Consider the following 17,610-nt stretch of genomic DNA (forward strand, 5'->3'; position numbering starts at 1 on the left):
TATTGTGGCCCGGCGACCCTCACGGCCCACCGCCGCGGTCCGGGAGGCGGGGCGTACGGTGTTCTCGACAGCGCAGGGGCCCGGGGCCACACTTGACCCCCGGCGGCCGGGCAGCGAGCCCGGTCAAGAGAGAAAGGTGTCCGAGTGTCCCGCCGTAGAATCGGCTTCTGGTACCGCCTGGCGGCGGTCATCGCAAAACCGCCGCTGATCGTACTGCTCAAGCGGGACTGGCAGGGGGCGGAGCACATCCCGGCCGACGGCGGATTCATCACCGCGGTGAACCACAATTCACACATCGACCCGTTCGCCTATGCCCACTTCCAGTACAACACCGGACGGGTCCCGCGCTTCCTCGCCAAGAACGGACTCTTCACCTCGGGATTCATCGGCGCGGTCATGCGCGGTACGGGCCAGATTCCCGTCTACCGCGAGAGCACGAACGCGCTGAGCGCCTACCGGGCCGCCATCGACGCCGTCGAGCGCGGCGAATGCGTGGCCTTCTACCCCGAGGGCACCCTCACCCGCGACCCCGCGCAGTGGCCCATGACCGCCAAGACCGGTGTCGCCCGGGTCGCCCTCCAGACCAGGTGCCCGGTCATCCCCGTCGCGCAGTGGGGCGCCAACCTGCTGCTGCCCCCGTACGCCACCCGACCGCACCTCCTGCCGCGCAAGACGCACCGGGTGCTGGTGGGCCCCCCGGTCGACATCTCCCGCTACTACGACGAGGAGATCACGCCCGAATTGCTGCGCGAGGTCACCGAGGTCATCATGGCGGCCATCACGGAACTGCTCTCCGAGCTACGCGGAGAGCCGGCGCCCGCGGTCCCGTACGACCATCGCGAGGCCAGGGCGGAACAGCGGCGCAAGGCCGCGGAAGAGGGGTCCAAGTGACGCGGGTCGCGGTATTCGGGGCGGGTTCATGGGGCACGGCGTTCGCCATGATCCTGGCCGACGCGGGGTGCGAGGTGACGGTCTGGGGCCGCCGCCAGGACATCGTCGACGCCATCAACACCACCCGCACCAACCCGGACTACCTGCCGGGCCTCGAACTGCCCGCCGGTGTACGCGCCACCACCAACCCGGCGGAGGCCGCCCGCGACGCCGAGTTCACCGTGCTGACGGTGCCCTCGCAGACGCTGCGCGCCAACCTCGCCGCGTGGCTGCCCGTACTGCCCCCGGACACCGTCCTCGTCTCGCTGATGAAGGGCGTCGAACTCGGCACCGCCAAGCGGATGAGCGAGGTGATCGAGGAGGTCGCCAAGGCGCCCGCCGAACGGGTCGCCGTGGTCACCGGACCCAACCTCGCCGGGGAGATCGCCGGCCGGATGCCCGCCGCCGCCGTGGTCGCGTGCCGGGACGAGACGGTCGCCCAGCGGCTCCAGGCGGCCTGCCACACCCCGTACTTCCGCCCGTACACCAACACCGACGTGGTCGGCTGCGAACTCGGCGGCGCCGTCAAGAACGTGATCGGGCTCGCCGTCGGGATCGCCGACGGCATGGGCCTCGGCGACAACAGCAAGGCCACGCTGATGACCCGGGGACTCGCCGAGACGACCCGGCTGGGCCTCGCGATGGGCGCCGACCCGCACACCTTCTCCGGACTCGCCGGGATGGGTGATCTCATCGCCACCTGCTCCTCGCCGCTCTCCCGCAACCACACCTTCGGCACCAACCTCGGCCGCGGGATGACCCTCCAGGAGACCATCGCGGTCAGCACGCAGACCGCCGAGGGCGTCAAGTCCTGCGAGTCCGTGCTGGATCTGGCCCGCCGCCACGATGTCGACATGCCGATCACCGAGACCGTCGTGGACATCGTGCACAACGGGAAGCCGCCGCTCGTCGCGCTCAAGGAACTGATGTCGCGCAGCGCCAAGCCCGAACGCCGCTGAGCCGAACGGCCCGGCCACGCCCCGGCCCACGCTGACTCCGGCCCCGCCACCAGGTACTCTCATCGCGATATGAGCAGCGAGAACTCCTCCCCGAGCCCTGAGCAGCAGCTCCGCAAGCCGCGCGTGGCCGTCGTCTTCGGCGGACGTAGCTCCGAGCACGCCATTTCGGTGGTCACGGCCGGCGCCGTACTGCGGTCCATCGACCGTACGAAGTACGACGTCCTGCCCATCGGCATCACCACCGAAGGCCGCTGGGCGCTCACCGCCGACGACCCGGAGCGCATGGCCATCGCCGACCGCCGGCTGCCGAGCGTCGAGCAGATCGCCGAGTCCACGGACGGCACGGTCGTGCTCTCCGCCGACCCCGGCAACCGCGAAGTCGTCTACAGCGAACCGGGCTCCGTGCCGAAGGCGCTCGGCGAGGTGGATGTCGTCTTCCCCGTGCTGCACGGCCCGTACGGAGAGGACGGCACCCTCCAGGGGCTGCTGGAACTCGCCGGTGTCCCGTACGTCGGCGCGGGCGTCCTGGCCTCGGCCGTCGGCCAGGACAAGGAGTACATGAAGCGGGTGTTCACCTCCTTCGGGCTGCCGGTCGGCCCGTATCTGGTGATCCGCCCCCGCGAGTGGGAGCGGACGGCGGACGCCACCGCCGCCGACCGGGCCGCCGCCGTCCGCGAGAAGATCGTGGACTTCGCCGGCGAACACGGCTGGCCGCTCTTCGTGAAGCCCGCGCGCGCCGGGTCGTCCGTGGGCATCTCCAAGGTCGACGGTCTCGCGGGGCTCGACGAGGCGATCGCCGAGGCGCGCCGCCACGACCCCAAGATCCTGGTCGAGTCGCTGCTGCGCGGTCGCGAGATCGAGTGCGGTGTGCTGGAGTTCGAGGACGGCCCGCGCGCCAGCGTGCCCGCCGAGATCCCGCCCGTCACGGCCCATGACTTCTACGACTTCGAGGCCAAGTACATCGACTCCGCCACCGGACTCGTCCCCGCGCCGCTCACCGCGGAGGAGACGGCCGAGGTGCGGCGGCTGGCGGTGGCGGCGTTCGACGCGGCCTCCTGCGAGGGACTGGTCCGCGCGGACTTCTTCCTCACCGAGGACGGCGAGTTCGTCATCAACGAGATCAACACGATGCCCGGGTTCACCCCGATCTCCATGTACCCGCGGATGTGGCAGGAGAGCGGCGTCGACTACGCGCAGCTCATCGACACCCTCATCCAGGCGGCCCTGCGCCGCTCCACCGGACTGCGCTGAGCGCGGCTCACATATCTCCGGGGCGGTTCGTCAGACGCTGGACGGGATCGTCTTCGCGACGGCCGCGGCCAGTTGGGCGAGGGGGGTGACGTCATGGGCGAAGCGGCTGCCCATCGTCACCTCCACATAGGGCTCGCGGTACGTGGCGGTGAAACGGGGCCCCGAGTCCCGTTGCTCCACCATCCAGTTGACCCCGTCCGCCTCCACGGCCGTCGCCTGGGGATCGTCCATCCCGGCCGGCCGGGGGACACCGCAGCGCAGCACGATCTCGCCGTCGCCCCAGCCGGCGGTCAGTTCGGAGCGTGGCTCGGGGTCGGCGCGGCCGAGGTCGGCGACCGTCTTCGGCAGCGCCTTGTGCAGCGTCCGGCAGGCCGCCGCCTCCGCGGCCGGGGGGCTCGGCACCGGTACGGACGGCGCGCCGCCCGTACCGGAACAGCCCGCCGCCGCCGACAGCAGGACGACGGCGGTCAGACGGGCGGCAAGTCGGCCGGATAGCCTGCGGCGGGAACGTATCACCGGGCAAGCGTAGACGGCGGCCGGACAGGGTCGTCCGGCGCGTGCGGGTGGGGGAAGGAGCGGGCGGAGCCATGGTGAGCGACGACAGCGCGGCCCGGCCGGGGCCGGGGCGTCCCTGCTCTCCGCGCGCCGCCGCCCGCCCGGTGCCAGCCGGTCTACAGATGCACGACCGGGCAGGTCAGGGTGCGGGTGATGCCCTCCACCCGTTGGATTCTGGCGACGACCATCCGCCCCAGATCATCGACGGTGTCGGCCTGTGCGCGCACGATCACGTCGTACGGACCTGTGACGTCCTCGGCCTGGATGACTCCCGGAATCTTTGCGATGGTCTCGGCGACGGTCGTCGCCTTGCCCACCTCGGTCTGAATAAGGATGTACGCCTGTACCACGGAACCTCCAGGGCGGCCACGAGGATCATGTGGGGTGGAAAGAGACGCCACGGTATCGCGTCGTCACGGGCCGCGGGGAGACCCGCGGGGCCGGTGGCGCCCGACGGGTGGCGGACGGAGACGTACGTTGACGCGGCTCATGACGGTACCGACAGCAGCAGAGGACCGCGACCGCAGGCGCGGCCGGCGAGGAGAGGGGAGTCTCGGTGAAGGGAACCGTGGGCGAGTTGGGGGAGTTCGGGCTCATCAGGGAACTCACGTCCCGGCTCACCACCACCCCGGCGGTGCGGCTCGGGCCGGGCGACGACGCCGCGGTCGTGGCCGCGCCCGACCGGAGGGTCGTGGCGAGTACGGATCTGCTGCTGGAGGGGCGGCACTTCCGGCGTGACTGGTCGACGGCGTACGACGTGGGCCGCAAGGCGGCGGCGCAGAACCTCGCCGATATCGCGGCGATGGGCGCCGTCCCCACCGCGCTGCTGCTGGGGCTGGTCGTGCCGGCCGAACTGCCGGTCACCTGGCCCACCGAGCTGATGGACGGCATCCGGGACGAGTGCCAGGTCGCGGGCGCGGCGGTGGTCGGCGGCGATGTCGTGCGCGGTGACACGATCACCATCGCGATCACCGCGCTCGGCGATCTGCGCGACCACGAGCCGGTGGTCCGGTCGGGCGCGCGGGTCGGTGATGTCGTCGCGTACACCGGCTGGTTGGGCTGGTCGGCGGCCGGGCACGCGGTGCTCTCGCGCGGTTTCCGCTCGCCGCGCGCCTTTGTCGAGGCGCACCGCAGACCGGAGCCGCCCTACCACGCGGGCCCCGCGGCGGCCGGGCTCGGCGCCACGGCGATGACCGACGTCAGCGACGGACTCGTCGCCGACCTCGGGCATATCGCGGAGGCGAGCAAGGTACGGATCGATCTGCGGTCGGGACTGATCGATATCCCCTCGCAGATGAACGACATCGGTCAGGCCGTCGGGATCGACCCGCTCCAGTGGGTGCTGACCGGCGGCGAGGACCACGCGATCGTCGCCACGTTCCCGCCGGACGCGAAGCTGCCGGCGCGCTGGAAGGTGATCGGGGAGGTGCTCACCCCGTCGGCGCTGCCCCAGGTGACGGTCGACGGGGCGCCCTGGACCAGCAAGGGGGGCTGGGACCACTTCGGGGACCCGGACGAGGGGCGCTAGATCGCCTCGCGGGCGCGCTTGTAGATTCGGTGCCATGCCGATACCGATATCCGCGTCTGTCCCCGCGCCCGTGCCGCCCCGTGTTCTCACCGTCGCCGGGTCCGACTCCGGCGGCGGTGCGGGCGTTCAGGCGGACCTGAAGACCATGCTGGCGCTCGGTGTGCACGGCATGAGCGTGATCACGGCCGTCACGGCGCAGAACTCCCTGGGGGTGCACGGCGCCTGGGAGCTGCCCGTGGCGGCGGTACGGGCCCAGTACCGCGCGGTCGTGGACGACATCGGCGTACAGGCCGTGAAGACCGGAATGCTCTCCTCCGCCGAACTGGTCGCCGCCGTCGCCGAACTCCTCGCCGCGACCGGCGTCCCCGTCGTGGTCGACCCCGTCGGCGTCTCGAAGCACGGCGACGCGCTGCTGGCGTCCTCCGCGCTGGAGACCGTACGGACGGAGCTGCTGCCCGTGGCGACCGTCGCCACCCCCAACCTGGACGAAGTGGCCCAGCTCACGGGCGTACGGGTCGAGGACGAGACGGATCTGCGGCGCGCGGCCGACGCGGTCCTCGCGTACGGTCCGCGTTGGGCACTGATCAAGGGCGGCCATCTGCCCGGGGACGCGGTGGATCTGCTCACCGACGGCACCGAGGAGCACTGGCTGAGGGCGCCGCGCCTCGACAACCGGCACACCCACGGCACGGGCTGCACCTACGCGTCCGCGATCGCGGCCGGGCTGGCCGGCGGGCAGGGCGTGGTGGAGGCGGTGACCGCCGCCAAGGAGTATGTGACGGGGGCGATCGCCCGCGGCTTCGCGCTGGGGGGCGGCATCGGGCCGGTGGACCACGGCTGGCAATGGCGCATGCGCTGAGCAGTGCCGTGGGCGGGGTGTGGGCCGTGCTGGGCATACGGGGTGCGGGCACGGCAAAAAGCCGGTCCACCGAGGTGGACCGGCTTTTCAAGGCAACCGCAGGGGCTGCGCTACGACGCAGGCGTCAGCGCGAGACCTTGCCGGCCTTGATGCACGAGGTGCAGACGTTGAGCCGCTTCGGCGTCCGACCGACCACGGCACGCACGCGCTGGATGTTCGGGTTCCAGCGACGGGACGTACGGCGGTGCGAGTGGGAAATGCTGTTGCCGAAGCCCGGCCCCTTGCCGCAGACGTCGCAGTTGGCAGCCACGGGTCACTCCAAAGACTTCAGATGCTCGTACAGAGAAATCCGGCGTGGCTCGAATCAATGAACTGATGTGGCGTTGCCGGAGGGATCGGCCCGACTTTCATCGGGCAACCGAAGCAGCATACAACGCCCGCTTCGGTACAAGAAAACTACCACGGCCCCGCTCGGCCCCGTTCCGCGCGGTGCTCCGGGCGCCCGCCCCGGGCGCCGGGGGTTACCGGCGGCTACCCTGCGGTGGAGCCCGCATCATGGCCGCTCAAGGAGGTTCCACAGGTGCCGCAGACCCTCGATGCCGCAGCGGTCCGGAGCTGGTGCGCACTGGCGCTGGACGCCCTCGGCCGGGAGCGCGAGGAGATCGACGCGATCAATGTCTATCCGGTCGCGGACGGCGACACCGGCACCAATCTCTATCTGACCGTGGAGTCCGCGGCGCAGGCGGTCGAGGCCGTCTTCGCCGCGTACGAGACGGATACGGCGGCGGATACGGCGGCGGAGGCGGGCGTTGTCCGGCCCGCGCCGGGCGACGCCGTACGGGCCATGGCGCACGGCGCGCTGATCGGGGCCCGGGGCAACTCCGGCACGATCCTGGCGCAGTTGCTGCGCGGCATGGCGGAGGTGCTGACGCGGGAGGGCGGGCGCGGTGGCGGGGATCACCTCGCCGAGGCGCTGCGACGGGCAGCCGAGCTGGCCCGCGAGGCCGTCGCCCATCCCGTCGAGGGCACGATCCTCAGCGTCGCCTCGGCGGCGGCCGACGCGGCGGAGCAGGCGGTACGGGCGGCGCGGACGGCGCAGACGGCGGCAGGGCAGGCGGCCGGGGTTCCCTGCGGCGCCGTTGTCCGCGCCGCGTACGCCGGGGCGCGGGCCGCGCTCGACGCGACCCCCGGCCAGCTGGCCGTCCTCGGCCGCGCGGGTGTCGTGGACGCGGGCGGCCGGGGCCTCCTCGCGGTCCTCGGCGCGCTCGTACGGGCGCTCACGGGGGTGGTGCCCGCCGCCTTCCCGGCGGGTGCCCCGGCCGTGGTGCCCGGCGCGTGCGCGGACGCGGGCGGCGAGGCGGGCGACGCCGCCGGTGACGCCGCCGCGACGGACGCCACCGGGCCCGCGTTCGAGGTGATCTACCTGCTGGAGGCGGACGACCGCGCCGTGGCCCGCCTCCGCGCGCGGCTCGACGCGCTCGGCGACTCCCTGGTGGTGGTCGGCGGCGACGGGCTCTGGAACGTCCATGTGCACGTCGACGACGCGGGCGCCGCCGTCGAGGCCGGCGTCGAGGCGGGCCGCCCGTACCGCATCCGCATCACCCACTTCGGGGCCGCCCACTTCGGTGCCCCGCACCCCGGCACGACGGCCGAACGGCCGCCCGAGCAGGTCCAGCGGGCCGTTGTCGCCGTGGTCCCCGGAGAGGGGCTCGCCGGGCTCTGCGCCGAGGCCGGCGCGACCACCGTCCTCGCGCGCCCCGGGGAGCCGCCCGCCAGCGGTGAGCTGGTCGAGGCCATCCGGCGCGCCCACGCCCGCGAGGTGGTCCTGCTGCCCAATGACGCGGCGCTGCGCCACACCGCCGCCGCCGCGGCCGAACAGGCCCGTACCGAAGGCGTACGGGTCGCCCTCATCCCCACCCGGGCCGCCGTCCAGGGCATCGCCGCGCTCGCCGTGCACCAGCCGGAGCGCCGCTTCGACGAGGACGTGGTCGCCATGACCACCGCCGCCGGAGCCACCCGCTACGCCGAACTGACCGTCGCCGAAAGGCAGTCCTGGACCATGGCGGGCATCTGCCAGGCCGGGGACGTACTGGGGCTGATCGAGGGCGATGTGGCGGTGATCGGCGCCGACCTCGCGGACACCGCCGAGGCGGTCCTCGGCCGGATGCTGGCGGCCGGCGGTGAACTCGTCACGCTGGTGCTCGGCGAGGACGTGCCGGACTCGCTGGCCGACCGGCTGGAGCGCTACGTACGGGAGGGCCACCTCGCCGTCGACACCGTCGTCTACCGGGGCGGCCGGCAGTCCGTACCGCTGCTCGTCGGGGTGGAGTAGCGTCGCGCCGCCCCGCTGTCAGTGGTGCCTGCGAAGATGGATCACGTGTCCGCGCTGGATGAATCCCTCAAGAAGACGCTCGGCCCCGCCACCGCGAAGGTGATGGCCGAGCACCTCGGCCTGCACACGGTCGGTGACCTGCTGCACCACTACCCCCGGCGGTACGAGGAGCGCGGCCAGCTCACCAAACTGGCCGATCTCCCGCTGGACGAGGACGTCACCGTGGTCGCGCAGGTCGCGGACTCCCGGGTGCTGACGTTCAACGGCGGACGCGGCCGGCGGCTGGAGATCACCCTCACCGACGGCAGCGGACGGCTCCAACTGGTCTTCTTCGGCAAGGGAATCCACAAGCCGCAGCACGATCTGCCGCCCGGCAGCCGGGGGATGTTCGCCGGGAAGGTCTCCGTCTTCAACCGCAAGCTCCAGCTCGCGCACCCCACCTATGTCCCGCTGGGCAGGGACGACGGGGAGGAGGCGGTCGACGCGTTCGCGGGCAAGCTGATCCCGATCTACCCCGCCTGCAAGGGCCTGGAGTCCTGGAAGATCACCAAAGCGGTCGACGCGGTCCTGCCCCGTGCCGCCGAGGCCGTGGACCCGCTGCCGCCCGCCCTGCGCGCCGGGCGCGGCTTCGTCCCGCTGCCCGAGGCGCTGCTCAAGGTCCACCGGCCCGCGACCCGGGCCGACATCGAGGACGCCCGGCAGCGCCTGAAGTGGGACGAGGCGTTCGTCCTCCAGGTCGCCCTCGCCCGGCGCCGGCACGCGGACGCGCAACTGCCCGCCGTGGCGCGCCGGCCTGTGGCGGACGGGCTGCTGGACGCCTTCGACGCCACGCTGCCGTTCACCCTCACCGACGGCCAGCGGAAGGTCACCGCCGAGATCTTCGCCGGTCTCGCCACCGAACACCCCATGCACCGGCTGCTCCAGGGCGAGGTCGGCTCGGGCAAGACGCTGGTGGCGCTGCGCGCGATGCTCGCCGTGGTCGACGCGGGCGGCCAGGCCGCGATGCTCGCGCCCACCGAGGTGCTCGCCCAGCAGCACCACCGCTCCATCACGGAGATGATGGGCGCCCTGGCCCAGGGCGGGACACTCGGCAGCGTGGAGAACGCGACCAAGGTCGTGCTGCTCACCGGCTCCATGGGCACGGCGGCGCGCCGGCAGGCGCTGCTCGACCTGGTCACCGGCGAGGCCGGGCTGGTCATCGGGACCCACGCGCTGATCGAGGACAAGGTCCGGTTCCACGACCTCGGGCTGGTCGTCGTGGACGAGCAGCACCGCTTCGGGGTGGAACAGCGCGACGCGCTGCGCTCCAAGGGCAAACAGCCGCCGCATCTGCTGGTCATGACGGCCACCCCCATTCCGCGCACGGTCGCGATGACCGTCTTCGGAGATCTGGAGACCTCCGTCCTGGACCAGCTCCCGGCCGGCCGGTCACCGATCGCCACCCATGTCGTCCCGGCCGCGGACAAGCCGCACTTCCTGGCGCGCGCCTGGGAGCGGGTGCGCGAGGAGGTCGGCAAGGGCCATCAGGCGTATGTCGTCTGCCCCCGGATCGGTGACGAGGAGTCCGACGAGGCCGCCAAGGGCGCCAAGGGCACGAAGAAGCCGGGCGCGAAGAAGGCCGCCGCCTCCTCCCCGGAGGACGAGGCCGAGAAGCGCCCGCCGCTGGCCGTGATCGAGATCGCCGGGCAGCTCACCGCCGGACCGCTGGCCGGACTGCGCGTCGAGATCCTGCACGGCCGGATGCAGCCGGACGACAAGGACGCCGTGATGCGCCGCTTCGCCGCGGGCGAGGTGGATGTCCTCGTGGCGACCACCGTCATCGAGGTCGGGGTGAACGTGCCCAACGCCACCGCCATGGTGATCATGGACGCGGACCGGTTCGGCGTCTCCCAGCTGCACCAGCTGCGCGGCCGGGTCGGCCGGGGCTCGGCCCCCGGCCTCTGTCTGCTGGTCTCCGAGATGCCGGAGGCGAGCCCGGCCAGGGCCCGGCTGGGCGCGGTCGCCGCCACGCTCGACGGCTTCGAGCTGTCCCGTATCGACCTCGAACAGCGCCGCGAGGGCGATGTGCTCGGCCAGGCCCAGTCCGGGGTCCGCTCCAGCCTGCGGATGCTCGCCGTCATCGAGGACGAGGAGATCATCGCCGCCGCCCGCGAGGAGGCGACCGCCGTGGTGGCGGCGGACCCGGAGCTGACGGACACCCCGGAGCTGCGTACGGCGCTGGACGCGCTCCTCGACGCGGAGCGGGAGCGCTATCTCGACAAGGGCTGACCCGCACCCCGGCCAGGGCTGACCCCGCCCGCCGCGCCCCCACGCCATATCGTGGAGGCAGACCCGCCACCCCGTACCCGCCACCGCGCGGGGCCGCCCACGAACCGAGGACCGACACCCATGACCCGCGTGATCGCCGGTGCCGCCGGCGGACGCCGTCTCGCCGTACCGCCCGGGACCGGCACCCGCCCCACCTCCGACCGTGCGCGCGAGGGCCTCTTCTCCAGCTGGGAATCGCTCCTCGGCACCCTGGAGGGGGTCAGGATCGCCGACCTGTACGCGGGCTCCGGCGCCGTCGGGCTCGAAGCGCTCTCGCGCGGCGCCACCCATGCCCTGCTGGTGGAGGCCGACGCCCGGGCCGCCCGTACCGTCCGGGACAACGCTCGCACCGTCGGACTCCCCGGCGCGGAGGTCCGCACCGGCCGGGCCGCGCAGATCGTCGCCGGGCCCGTCCCCCAGACCCCGTACGACCTGGTCTTTCTCGATCCGCCGTACGCCGTCGGGGATGACGATCTTCGGGAGATCCTCCTCACACTCCGCACCAAGGGGTGGCTCACCGACGCCGCGGTCGTCACCGTGGAACGCAGCACCAGGAACGGGGAGTTCGGCTGGCCGGAGGGATTCGAGCCACTGCGCTCCCGTCGCTACGGCGAGGGGACGCTTTGGTACGGTCGCGCCGCCACCCCGTGCGCCCGCGAAGACGCACGATGACCGGACCGCAGAGCGAGGGGAACCAGTTGCGCCGCGCCGTCTGTCCGGGGTCCTTCGACCCCATCACCAATGGACATCTCGACATCATCGCCCGCGCCTCCAAGCTGTACGACTCCGTACATGTCGCGGTGATGATCAACCAGTCCAAGCAGGGACTCTTCCCGATCGAGGAACGGATCGAGCTGATCCGCGCGGTCACCGCCGAGTTCGGCAATGTCGAGGTCGAGTCCTTCCACGGACTGCTCGTCGACTTCTGCAAGCAGCGCGACATCCCGGCCATCGTCAAGGGTCTGCGCGCCGTCAGCGACTTCGACTACGAACTCCAGATGGCGCAGATGAACAACGGGCTCTCGGGCGTCGAGACCCTTTTCATCCCCACCAACCCCACCTACAGCTTCCTCTCCTCGTCCCTGGTCAAAGAGGTCGCGACCTGGGGCGGCGACGTCTCCCACCTGCTGCCCCCGATCGTCCACACGGCGATCATGGAGCGACTCGGCCGGCGCTGACCCCGCTGAGGGGCCGTCACCAGGTGTCGGCGGGGCGCGAACTGGCCGTACAGTCGTGATGTCCGTCTCCATACCAGCCGAGAGAGTGGCGAGCACCCGGTGGACGTGCAGAAGAAGCTCGACGAGATCGTCGACACGGTCGGAAACGCCCGTTCCATGCCCATGTCGGCCTCCTGCGTGGTGAACCGCGCCGAGCTGCTCGCGCTGCTCGAAGAGGTACGGGACGCGCTCCCCGACTCGCTGGCCGAGGCGCAGGAGGTGATCGGCGGCCATGAACAGATGGCCGAGCAGGCCCGCCAGGAGGCCGAACGGATCATCCAGGGCGCGCACGCCCAGCGCTCCACCCTGATCGCCGACACCGCGGTGGCGCGCCAGTCCCAGGAGGAGGCCGACCGGATCCTCGCGGAGGCCCGCAGGGACGCCGAGGAGATCCGCGCGGAGGCCGACGACTACGTCGACTCCAAGCTCGCCAACTTCGAGGTCGTCCTCACCAAGACCATCGGATCCGTCGACCGAGGCCGGGAGAAACTCCTCGGCCGCGCCCCCGGCGGCGGCGAGGACGACGACGCCCCCGAGTACAGCGCCGACCCGGCGACCCTGATCCAGCGGGCCGACGAGTACGTCGACGCCAAGATCGGCGCCTTCGAGGCCGTGCTCTCCAAGACCCTGGAGGCGGTCGGCCGCGGCCGGCAGAAGCTCCAGGGCCGGATCGCCACGGACGAGCTGGGCGCGCACATGGCGGCCCAGGACGCGGCGGGCCCGCAGGGCCGCACCAGCGACGCGGACTTCCTCGCGGACCTCGCCGGGACGCCCCGGGAGTCCCTCCGGGCGCCCGTGCCGGCGCCGGAGCCCGCGGAGGCGGCCCCCCAGCCGTACGCCGACCCCGCGTACCCGCAGACACCGCCCCAGACGCAGCCGCAGTACGCCGACGCCGGATACCAGGACCCCGCCTACGCCCAGGCGGCGGACCCCGGCTACGGCGGCGGCTACCCGCAGCAGGACGCGTACGGTTATCCGCAGCAGGACCCGTACCCGTACCAGCAGCAGGACGCGTACGGGCAGATCCCCGGCCAGCTTCCCGGGCAGATCCCCGGCCAGCTCGCCGAGCAGAACCAGGGCTACGACCCGAACTACGGCTGGCAGCAGCCCGGCGGCCAGCCGCCCATGCCCACGGCGCTCCCGGCCCTGCCCGCGCTCCCCGCCCTGCCCTCCGGCGCGCCCCAGTCCGGCGATCCGCAGAGCGCGCTCGACGAGACCAGCTTCTTCGACACCAGCATGATCGACATCGACCAGCTGCGCCGCTACGAACAGGGGCTGTGAGCCGGACCGCCGCCTGACCGGCTCCTGAGCCGCGGGTGGTCGCCGCCCGGCCGTCCTGACCCGGATTGGGTCTACGGCGGCCGGTCCAGTACTCTGGTTCTTCGGCCGCGTGTATGCCCGCGGCTCAGGCTGCCCGCTTCGCTCTCGCGACGGTGGCGGCCCCTCTCACGATCCGAAAGCGGGAACAAACCCTGAACGCGCGCCTCGACCACCTCAACCCCCTCGTGTTCGACACACACGAGCTGGGGCGGCGTCCTGGTGCGCTCCGCAGGCTGACCCGCTCGGCGCCGGCTCCCAAGGATTTCGGCATCGCGGGGGTCATCGGGGTGCCCGAGGGCGCTCCCGTGGAGCTGGACCTCCGGCTCGAATCCGTCATGGAGGGGGTGCTCGTCACGGGCACCGCCCGTGCGACGGCCGAGGGGGAATGCGTAAGGTGTCTGGAGCCGCTCGGCGAGGAAGTGGCCGCGGACTTCCAGGAGATGTTCTCGTACCACGACACCGATGGCCGGGGCCGCGCCGTGCGCGCGGAGACGGCCGACGATGCCGAGGGCGAGGACGAGGACAGGTTCTTCATCGAAGACAGCCTGTTCGACCTCGAACCCGTGCTGCGTGACGCGGTGGTGCTCGCACTGCCGATGCAGCCGGTGTGCCGGGAGACCTGTGCCGGTCTGTGTTCCACATGTGGGATCAGGCTGGACGAGAACCCGGACCACCACCACGACGCCGTCGACATCCGTTGGGCGGCACTGCAGGGACTCGCCGACACCGTCAAGGACGGCGAGAAGGACAACATGGGCGGCGCCGAAGCGGGCGTCGACGAGAAGCAGGAGAAGTAGCCGTGGCTGTTCCGAAGCGGAAGATGTCGCGCAGCAACACGCGCCACCGCCGGTCGCAGTGGAAGGCTGCGGTCCCCAACCTGGTTTCGTGTGAGCGTTGCCAGGAGCCGAAGCTCCAGCACATCGCGTGCCCGAGCTGCGGCACGTACAACAAGCGCCAGGTCCTCGAGGTCTGAGCGGCTGGTGAGAGGCTCAATGTCTGAACTGTCCCATGCCAAGAAGCAGACAGACAATGTCAGCACAGCCTCGTCCCACACGCTTCTGGAAGGGCGGCTCGGGTATCAGCTCGAGACCGCCCTTCTGGTGCGTGCGCTGACCCATCGCTCGTTCGCGTACGAGAACGGCGGTCTGCCCACCAACGAGCGGCTCGAATTCCTCGGGGATTCGGTGCTCGGCCTGGTGGTCACGGACACGCTGTACCGGATCCACCCCGATCTGCCCGAAGGCCAGCTGGCCAAATTGCGGGCAGCCGTGGTCAATTCGCGTGCGCTGGCGGAAGTGGGCCGCGGCCTCGAACTCGGCTCCTTCATCCGGCTCGGCCGGGGCGAAGAGGGCACGGGTGGCCGGGACAAGGCGTCCATTCTCGCCGACACCCTGGAAGCGGTGATCGGCGCTGTCTATCTCGACCAGGGTCTCGACGCGGCGTCCGAGCTGGTCCACCGGCTCTTCGACCCGCTGATCGACAGGTCCTCCAACCTCGGGGCCGGCCTGGACTGGAAGACCAGTCTCCAGGAACTCACGGCGGCGGAAGGGCTCGGCGTACCCGAGTACCTCGTCACGGAGACCGGGCCCGACCATGAGAAGACCTTCACAGCTGCCGCCCGCGTCGGTGGTGTCTCGTACGGCACCGGCACCGGCCGCAGCAAGAAGGAAGCGGAACAGCAGGCGGCGGAATCCGCCTGGCGGTCCATCCGGACCGCGGCGGACCAGCGGAAATCCGCCGCGGGTGCGGAAGCCGCGGCAGCCGCGGAGTCGGCGGCGGCCGTGACGTCCACGGACGCTTCGGACACCGTGGACGCCTCGGACCCGGCCGCTCCGGCGGATCCGGACCGGAGCTGAACGCCGGGATTCCGTCCTGTTCCACCGGTTTACCGGTACGCCCCTCACGTCGTTCCCGGCGCGAGGGGCGTTCCGTTCTCCGTACGCGCGTCCGCCCCCGCGCCCCCCGTGCCCGTACCCCGTCATCCGGAGGAGTTTCCCGTGCCCGAGCTGCCCGAGGTCGAAGTCGTCCGGCGCGGACTGGAGCGCTGGGTCGCCGGCCGTACCGTCGCCGGGACCGAGGTGCTGCATCCGCGCGCGGTACGCCGCCACCCCGCCGGGGGCGAGGACTTCGCGGCCCGGCTCCAGGGGCGGACCGTCGTCGCCGCCCGTCGGCGCGGCAAATATCTGTGGCTGCCGCTCGGCTCCGAGGGGGAGAGCGACCCGGCCGGCGCGGACGCCTCGATCCTCGGCCATCTCGGGATGAGCGGTCAGCTCCTGGTCCAGCCGGAGTCCGCGCCCGACGAGAAGCATCTGCGCATCCGGATCCGCTTCACCGACAGCCTCGCCACCGAGCTGCGCTTTGTCGACCAGCGCACCTTCGGCGGACTCTCGCTCCACGACAACACCCCCGACGGACTGCCGGACGTCATCGCGCATATCGCCCGCGACCCGCTGGACCCCGCGTTCGACGACGGTGCCTTCCTCGCCGCGCTGAAGCTCCGCCGTACGACGATCAAACGCGCTCTGCTCGACCAGTCCCTGATCAGCGGCGTGGGAAACATCTACGCGGACGAGGCGCTCTGGCGCGCGAAACTCCACTACGAACGCCCGACGGCGACGCTGCCCCGGCCGCGCGCGGCCGAACTGCTCGGGCATGTCCGGGACGTGATGAACGCGGCGCTCGACGCGGGCGGCACCAGCTTCGACAGTCTGTACGTCAATGTGAACGGTCAGTCGGGGTACTTCGACCGGTCGCTCGACGCGTACGGACGCGAGGACGAGGCGTGCCACCGCTGCGGAACGCCGATCCGGCGGCGGCCGTGGATGAACCGGTCCAGCTACTTCTGCCCGCGCTGTCAGCGGGCGCCGCGCACCGCGTCGTAACGCTCGCGGGCCGTGAGCACCTCGGGCATCCGCCCCTCGACCAGCTCGATCAGCGCGATCAGCCGCGCGGCGACCTCCTGTCCCAGCGGGGTCAGCTCGTAATCCACCCGTGGTGGATTGACGGGCTGCGCCTCGCGGTGCACGAGTCCGTCCCGCTCCAGCGCCTGGAGCGTCTGGGAGAGCATTTTCTCGCTCACCCCGTCCACCCGGCGGCGCAGTTCGTTGAAGCGCAGCCGGCCTTCGGCGAGGGCGCCGAGGGTCAGGGAGCCCCAGCGGCCCGTCACATGCTCCAGCGTGGGGCGCGAGGGACACCGCCGGGTGAAGACGTCGAACGCGAGCGCGTCGACGTCGGCGTCGGGAAGCTGACCGTCCATATCTGTCACCTTACAACCGAAAAGCGCCACCCATAAGGTGGCGCTTTCCATTAGTTAGTGGGTGTGGGGGCCCGCTCCGGTCGGCTCAGAAGCCGAAGTTCTGGGTCCACCACGGGCCGCCGGAGCCGGTGGCCACCCCGACGCCGAGCCGGGTGTAGTCGCAGTTCAGGATGTTCGCGCGATGGCCGTCGCTGTTCATCCAGGAGTCCATCACCGCCTGGGCGGTGGCCTGTCCCCGGGCTATGTTCTCGCCGGCGAGGTTCTTGACGCCCGCCTTGTCGGCCCGGTCCCAGGGGGTGTTGCCGTCCGGGTCGGTGTGGTCGAAGAAACCGCGCTTCGCCATGTCCTCGCTGTACGCCTGTGCCAGCGCGTCCAGACTCGCGTCGGCGCGTACGGCGGCGCAGCCCACCTTCGCCCGCTCCTGGTTGACCAGGTTGAGGACGGCCGTGGCGGTCGACGACGGGGCGGGGGCGATCCCGGCGCGGTCCTCGGTGACGGTCTCGCTCGGCGGGGCGCTGGTCGCGGCCGTCTCCGTACCGGATCCCGGGTCGGCGGCGGAGCCCGAGCCGGAGCCCGAACCGGCCGACGCGCCGAAGCTGGGCGTGCCCGGGGAGGTCCGCTTCTTGACCGGTGTCTCGGCCTCGGCGGACTCCTTCGAAGGGGTGGTGCTCGGCTTCGCCTTGGAGGGGGTGACCGAGGCCGCGGGTTTCTTCGTCCGTTCGGTGCCCGCGCCGGCGGAGTCCGACGAACCGGGCGTCGGCGTGGCGGACGAGCCGCCCTGCTGCTGAAGCTCGGGTGCGATGTCGCTGCGGATCTGCTCGCCCGTGGCACCGCCGCCGCTGACGGTGAACTGGCCACCGCCGGGCAGCAGCCCCGAGGCGACCGCGACCGCGCCGACCGCCATGGCCGCCGAGGCGCCGAGCAGTCCGGTCCTGACGGGCTTGGCGACCCGCCCGTTCCGGCGTGCGGCGCCGCCGCCGCGTCCGCCCGCGGTCGTACCGTCCCCGCGCGCGACCCTGGTGGGGGCGGGGTCGGAGACGGCGGGCGCGCCGGGGGCGGCTGAGCGTCGGTGGCGTCCCATCTGCTGTGCCTTCCT

Annotated in this window: 19 protein-coding genes; 14 read left to right on the forward strand and 5 right to left on the reverse strand. The window is 72.0% G+C overall.

Annotation, left to right across the window (positions count from 1 at the left end; translation table 11 throughout):
- Positions 1-144 precede the first annotated feature (144 nt).
- The 3 genes from DVK44_RS25765 (at position 145) to DVK44_RS25775 (ending at position 3,140) form a co-directional block, all read left to right on the forward strand.
- Positions 145-891 carry a lysophospholipid acyltransferase family protein gene (locus DVK44_RS25765; protein ID WP_114662301.1) on the forward strand — a complete coding sequence of 249 codons (747 nt, stop codon included), beginning with the start codon at positions 145-147 and terminating at the stop codon, positions 889-891.
- On the forward strand, positions 888-1,889 hold the full coding sequence (locus DVK44_RS25770) for an NAD(P)H-dependent glycerol-3-phosphate dehydrogenase (protein WP_114662303.1): 1,002 nt from the start codon (positions 888-890) through the stop codon (positions 1,887-1,889). Before DVK44_RS25765 ends, DVK44_RS25770 begins: the two co-directional genes overlap by 4 nt.
- Positions 1,890-1,958: 69 nt before the next feature.
- Positions 1,959-3,140 (forward strand): D-alanine--D-alanine ligase family protein, encoded by a 1,182-nt coding sequence (locus tag DVK44_RS25775; protein ID WP_114662305.1) that lies wholly within the window; start codon positions 1,959-1,961, stop codon positions 3,138-3,140.
- 30 nt (positions 3,141-3,170) lie between these two features.
- On the opposite strand, the gene DVK44_RS25780 is transcribed toward DVK44_RS25775, so the two are convergent.
- Complete coding sequence (locus tag DVK44_RS25780) at positions 3,171-3,656, reverse strand: DUF3515 domain-containing protein (protein WP_114662307.1); 486 nt, start codon at positions 3,654-3,656, stop codon at positions 3,171-3,173.
- 155 nt (positions 3,657-3,811) lie between these two features.
- Positions 3,812-4,045 (reverse strand): Lrp/AsnC family transcriptional regulator, encoded by a 234-nt coding sequence (locus DVK44_RS25785; protein WP_114662310.1) that lies wholly within the window; start codon positions 4,043-4,045, stop codon positions 3,812-3,814.
- A gap of 206 nt (positions 4,046-4,251) precedes the next feature.
- On the opposite strand from DVK44_RS25785, the gene DVK44_RS25790 reads away from it, so the two are divergent.
- Positions 4,252-5,223, forward strand: a complete 972-nt coding sequence (locus DVK44_RS25790) for a thiamine-phosphate kinase (protein ID WP_114662312.1) — start codon at positions 4,252-4,254, stop codon at positions 5,221-5,223.
- A gap of 34 nt (positions 5,224-5,257) precedes the next feature.
- Positions 5,258-6,082 (forward strand): bifunctional hydroxymethylpyrimidine kinase/phosphomethylpyrimidine kinase, encoded by an 825-nt coding sequence (gene thiD, locus DVK44_RS25795; RefSeq protein ID WP_114662314.1) that lies wholly within the window; start codon positions 5,258-5,260, stop codon positions 6,080-6,082.
- Positions 6,083-6,206: 124 nt separating this feature from the next.
- Here thiD and rpmB read toward each other — a convergent pair whose 3' ends face one another.
- Positions 6,207-6,392 carry a 50S ribosomal protein L28 gene (rpmB, locus tag DVK44_RS25800; protein WP_078877327.1) on the reverse strand — a complete coding sequence of 62 codons (186 nt, stop codon included), beginning with the start codon at positions 6,390-6,392 and terminating at the stop codon, positions 6,207-6,209.
- A gap of 270 nt (positions 6,393-6,662) precedes the next feature.
- Between rpmB and DVK44_RS25805 the strand changes: the two genes are divergently transcribed.
- The 9 genes from DVK44_RS25805 (at position 6,663) to mutM (ending at position 16,140) form a co-directional block, all read left to right on the forward strand.
- Positions 6,663-8,414 carry a DAK2 domain-containing protein gene (locus DVK44_RS25805; protein ID WP_228447376.1) on the forward strand — a complete coding sequence of 584 codons (1,752 nt, stop codon included), beginning with the start codon at positions 6,663-6,665 and terminating at the stop codon, positions 8,412-8,414.
- 36 nt (positions 8,415-8,450) lie between these two features.
- Positions 8,451-10,682, forward strand: a complete 2,232-nt coding sequence (gene recG, locus DVK44_RS25810) for an ATP-dependent DNA helicase RecG (protein WP_114662331.1) — start codon at positions 8,451-8,453, stop codon at positions 10,680-10,682.
- Between the two features lie 120 nt (positions 10,683-10,802).
- Entirely contained in the window at positions 10,803-11,393 is a 591-nt protein-coding gene (rsmD, locus tag DVK44_RS25815) for a 16S rRNA (guanine(966)-N(2))-methyltransferase RsmD (RefSeq protein WP_114662340.1), read from the forward strand.
- A 26-nt stretch (positions 11,394-11,419) separates the two neighbouring features.
- Entirely contained in the window at positions 11,420-11,899 is a 480-nt protein-coding gene (coaD, locus tag DVK44_RS25820; protein WP_181957672.1) for a pantetheine-phosphate adenylyltransferase, read from the forward strand.
- A gap of 99 nt (positions 11,900-11,998) precedes the next feature.
- Positions 11,999-13,219: an ATP synthase F0 subunit B gene (locus DVK44_RS25825; RefSeq protein ID WP_114662344.1), complete on the forward strand. Its 1,221-nt coding sequence runs from the start codon at positions 11,999-12,001 to the stop codon at positions 13,217-13,219.
- Positions 13,220-13,410: 191 nt separating this feature from the next.
- Entirely contained in the window at positions 13,411-14,055 is a 645-nt protein-coding gene (locus tag DVK44_RS25830) for a YceD family protein (protein WP_228447676.1), read from the forward strand.
- 2 nt (positions 14,056-14,057) lie between these two features.
- Positions 14,058-14,231 (forward strand): 50S ribosomal protein L32, encoded by a 174-nt coding sequence (gene rpmF, locus DVK44_RS25835; RefSeq protein ID WP_053675094.1) that lies wholly within the window; start codon positions 14,058-14,060, stop codon positions 14,229-14,231.
- A gap of 19 nt (positions 14,232-14,250) precedes the next feature.
- The gene (gene rnc / locus DVK44_RS25840) at positions 14,251-15,114 is read left to right on the forward strand and encodes a ribonuclease III (protein ID WP_114662348.1); all 864 of its coding nucleotides are present in this window, start codon (positions 14,251-14,253) and stop codon (positions 15,112-15,114) included.
- Between the two features lie 141 nt (positions 15,115-15,255).
- Positions 15,256-16,140 (forward strand): bifunctional DNA-formamidopyrimidine glycosylase/DNA-(apurinic or apyrimidinic site) lyase, encoded by an 885-nt coding sequence (gene mutM / locus DVK44_RS25845; RefSeq protein ID WP_114662350.1) that lies wholly within the window; start codon positions 15,256-15,258, stop codon positions 16,138-16,140.
- On the opposite strand, the gene DVK44_RS25850 is transcribed toward mutM, so the two are convergent.
- Together DVK44_RS25850 and DVK44_RS25855 are read right to left on the reverse strand one after the other, a co-directional pair.
- Positions 16,113-16,514 carry a winged helix-turn-helix transcriptional regulator gene (locus DVK44_RS25850; protein ID WP_114662359.1) on the reverse strand — a complete coding sequence of 134 codons (402 nt, stop codon included), beginning with the start codon at positions 16,512-16,514 and terminating at the stop codon, positions 16,113-16,115. The genes mutM and DVK44_RS25850 overlap by 28 nt on opposite strands.
- 85 nt (positions 16,515-16,599) lie before the next feature.
- Positions 16,600-17,595, reverse strand: coding sequence for a CAP domain-containing protein (locus DVK44_RS25855; protein ID WP_114662361.1), 996 nt, complete (start codon positions 17,593-17,595; stop codon positions 16,600-16,602).
- Positions 17,596-17,610 lie beyond the last annotated feature (15 nt).

The sequence above is a fragment of the Streptomyces paludis genome (genome assembly GCF_003344965.1).
GTDB lineage: Bacteria > Actinomycetota > Actinomycetes > Streptomycetales > Streptomycetaceae > Streptomyces > Streptomyces paludis.

Coding starts and splice junctions, on each gene's coding strand:
- DVK44_RS25855 (WP_114662361.1), bottom strand. CDS start 17,595: ATGGGACGCCACCGACGCTCAGCCGCCCCCGGCGCGCCCGCCGTCTCC.
- rnc (WP_114662348.1), top strand. CDS start 14,251: ATGTCTGAACTGTCCCATGCCAAGAAGCAGACAGACAATGTCAGCACA.
- rsmD (WP_114662340.1), top strand. CDS start 10,803: ATGACCCGCGTGATCGCCGGTGCCGCCGGCGGACGCCGTCTCGCCGTA.
- thiD (WP_114662314.1), top strand. CDS start 5,258: ATGCCGATACCGATATCCGCGTCTGTCCCCGCGCCCGTGCCGCCCCGT.
- recG (WP_114662331.1), top strand. CDS start 8,451: ATGGATCACGTGTCCGCGCTGGATGAATCCCTCAAGAAGACGCTCGGC.
- DVK44_RS25775 (WP_114662305.1), top strand. CDS start 1,959: ATGAGCAGCGAGAACTCCTCCCCGAGCCCTGAGCAGCAGCTCCGCAAG.
- DVK44_RS25850 (WP_114662359.1), bottom strand. CDS start 16,514: ATGGACGGTCAGCTTCCCGACGCCGACGTCGACGCGCTCGCGTTCGAC.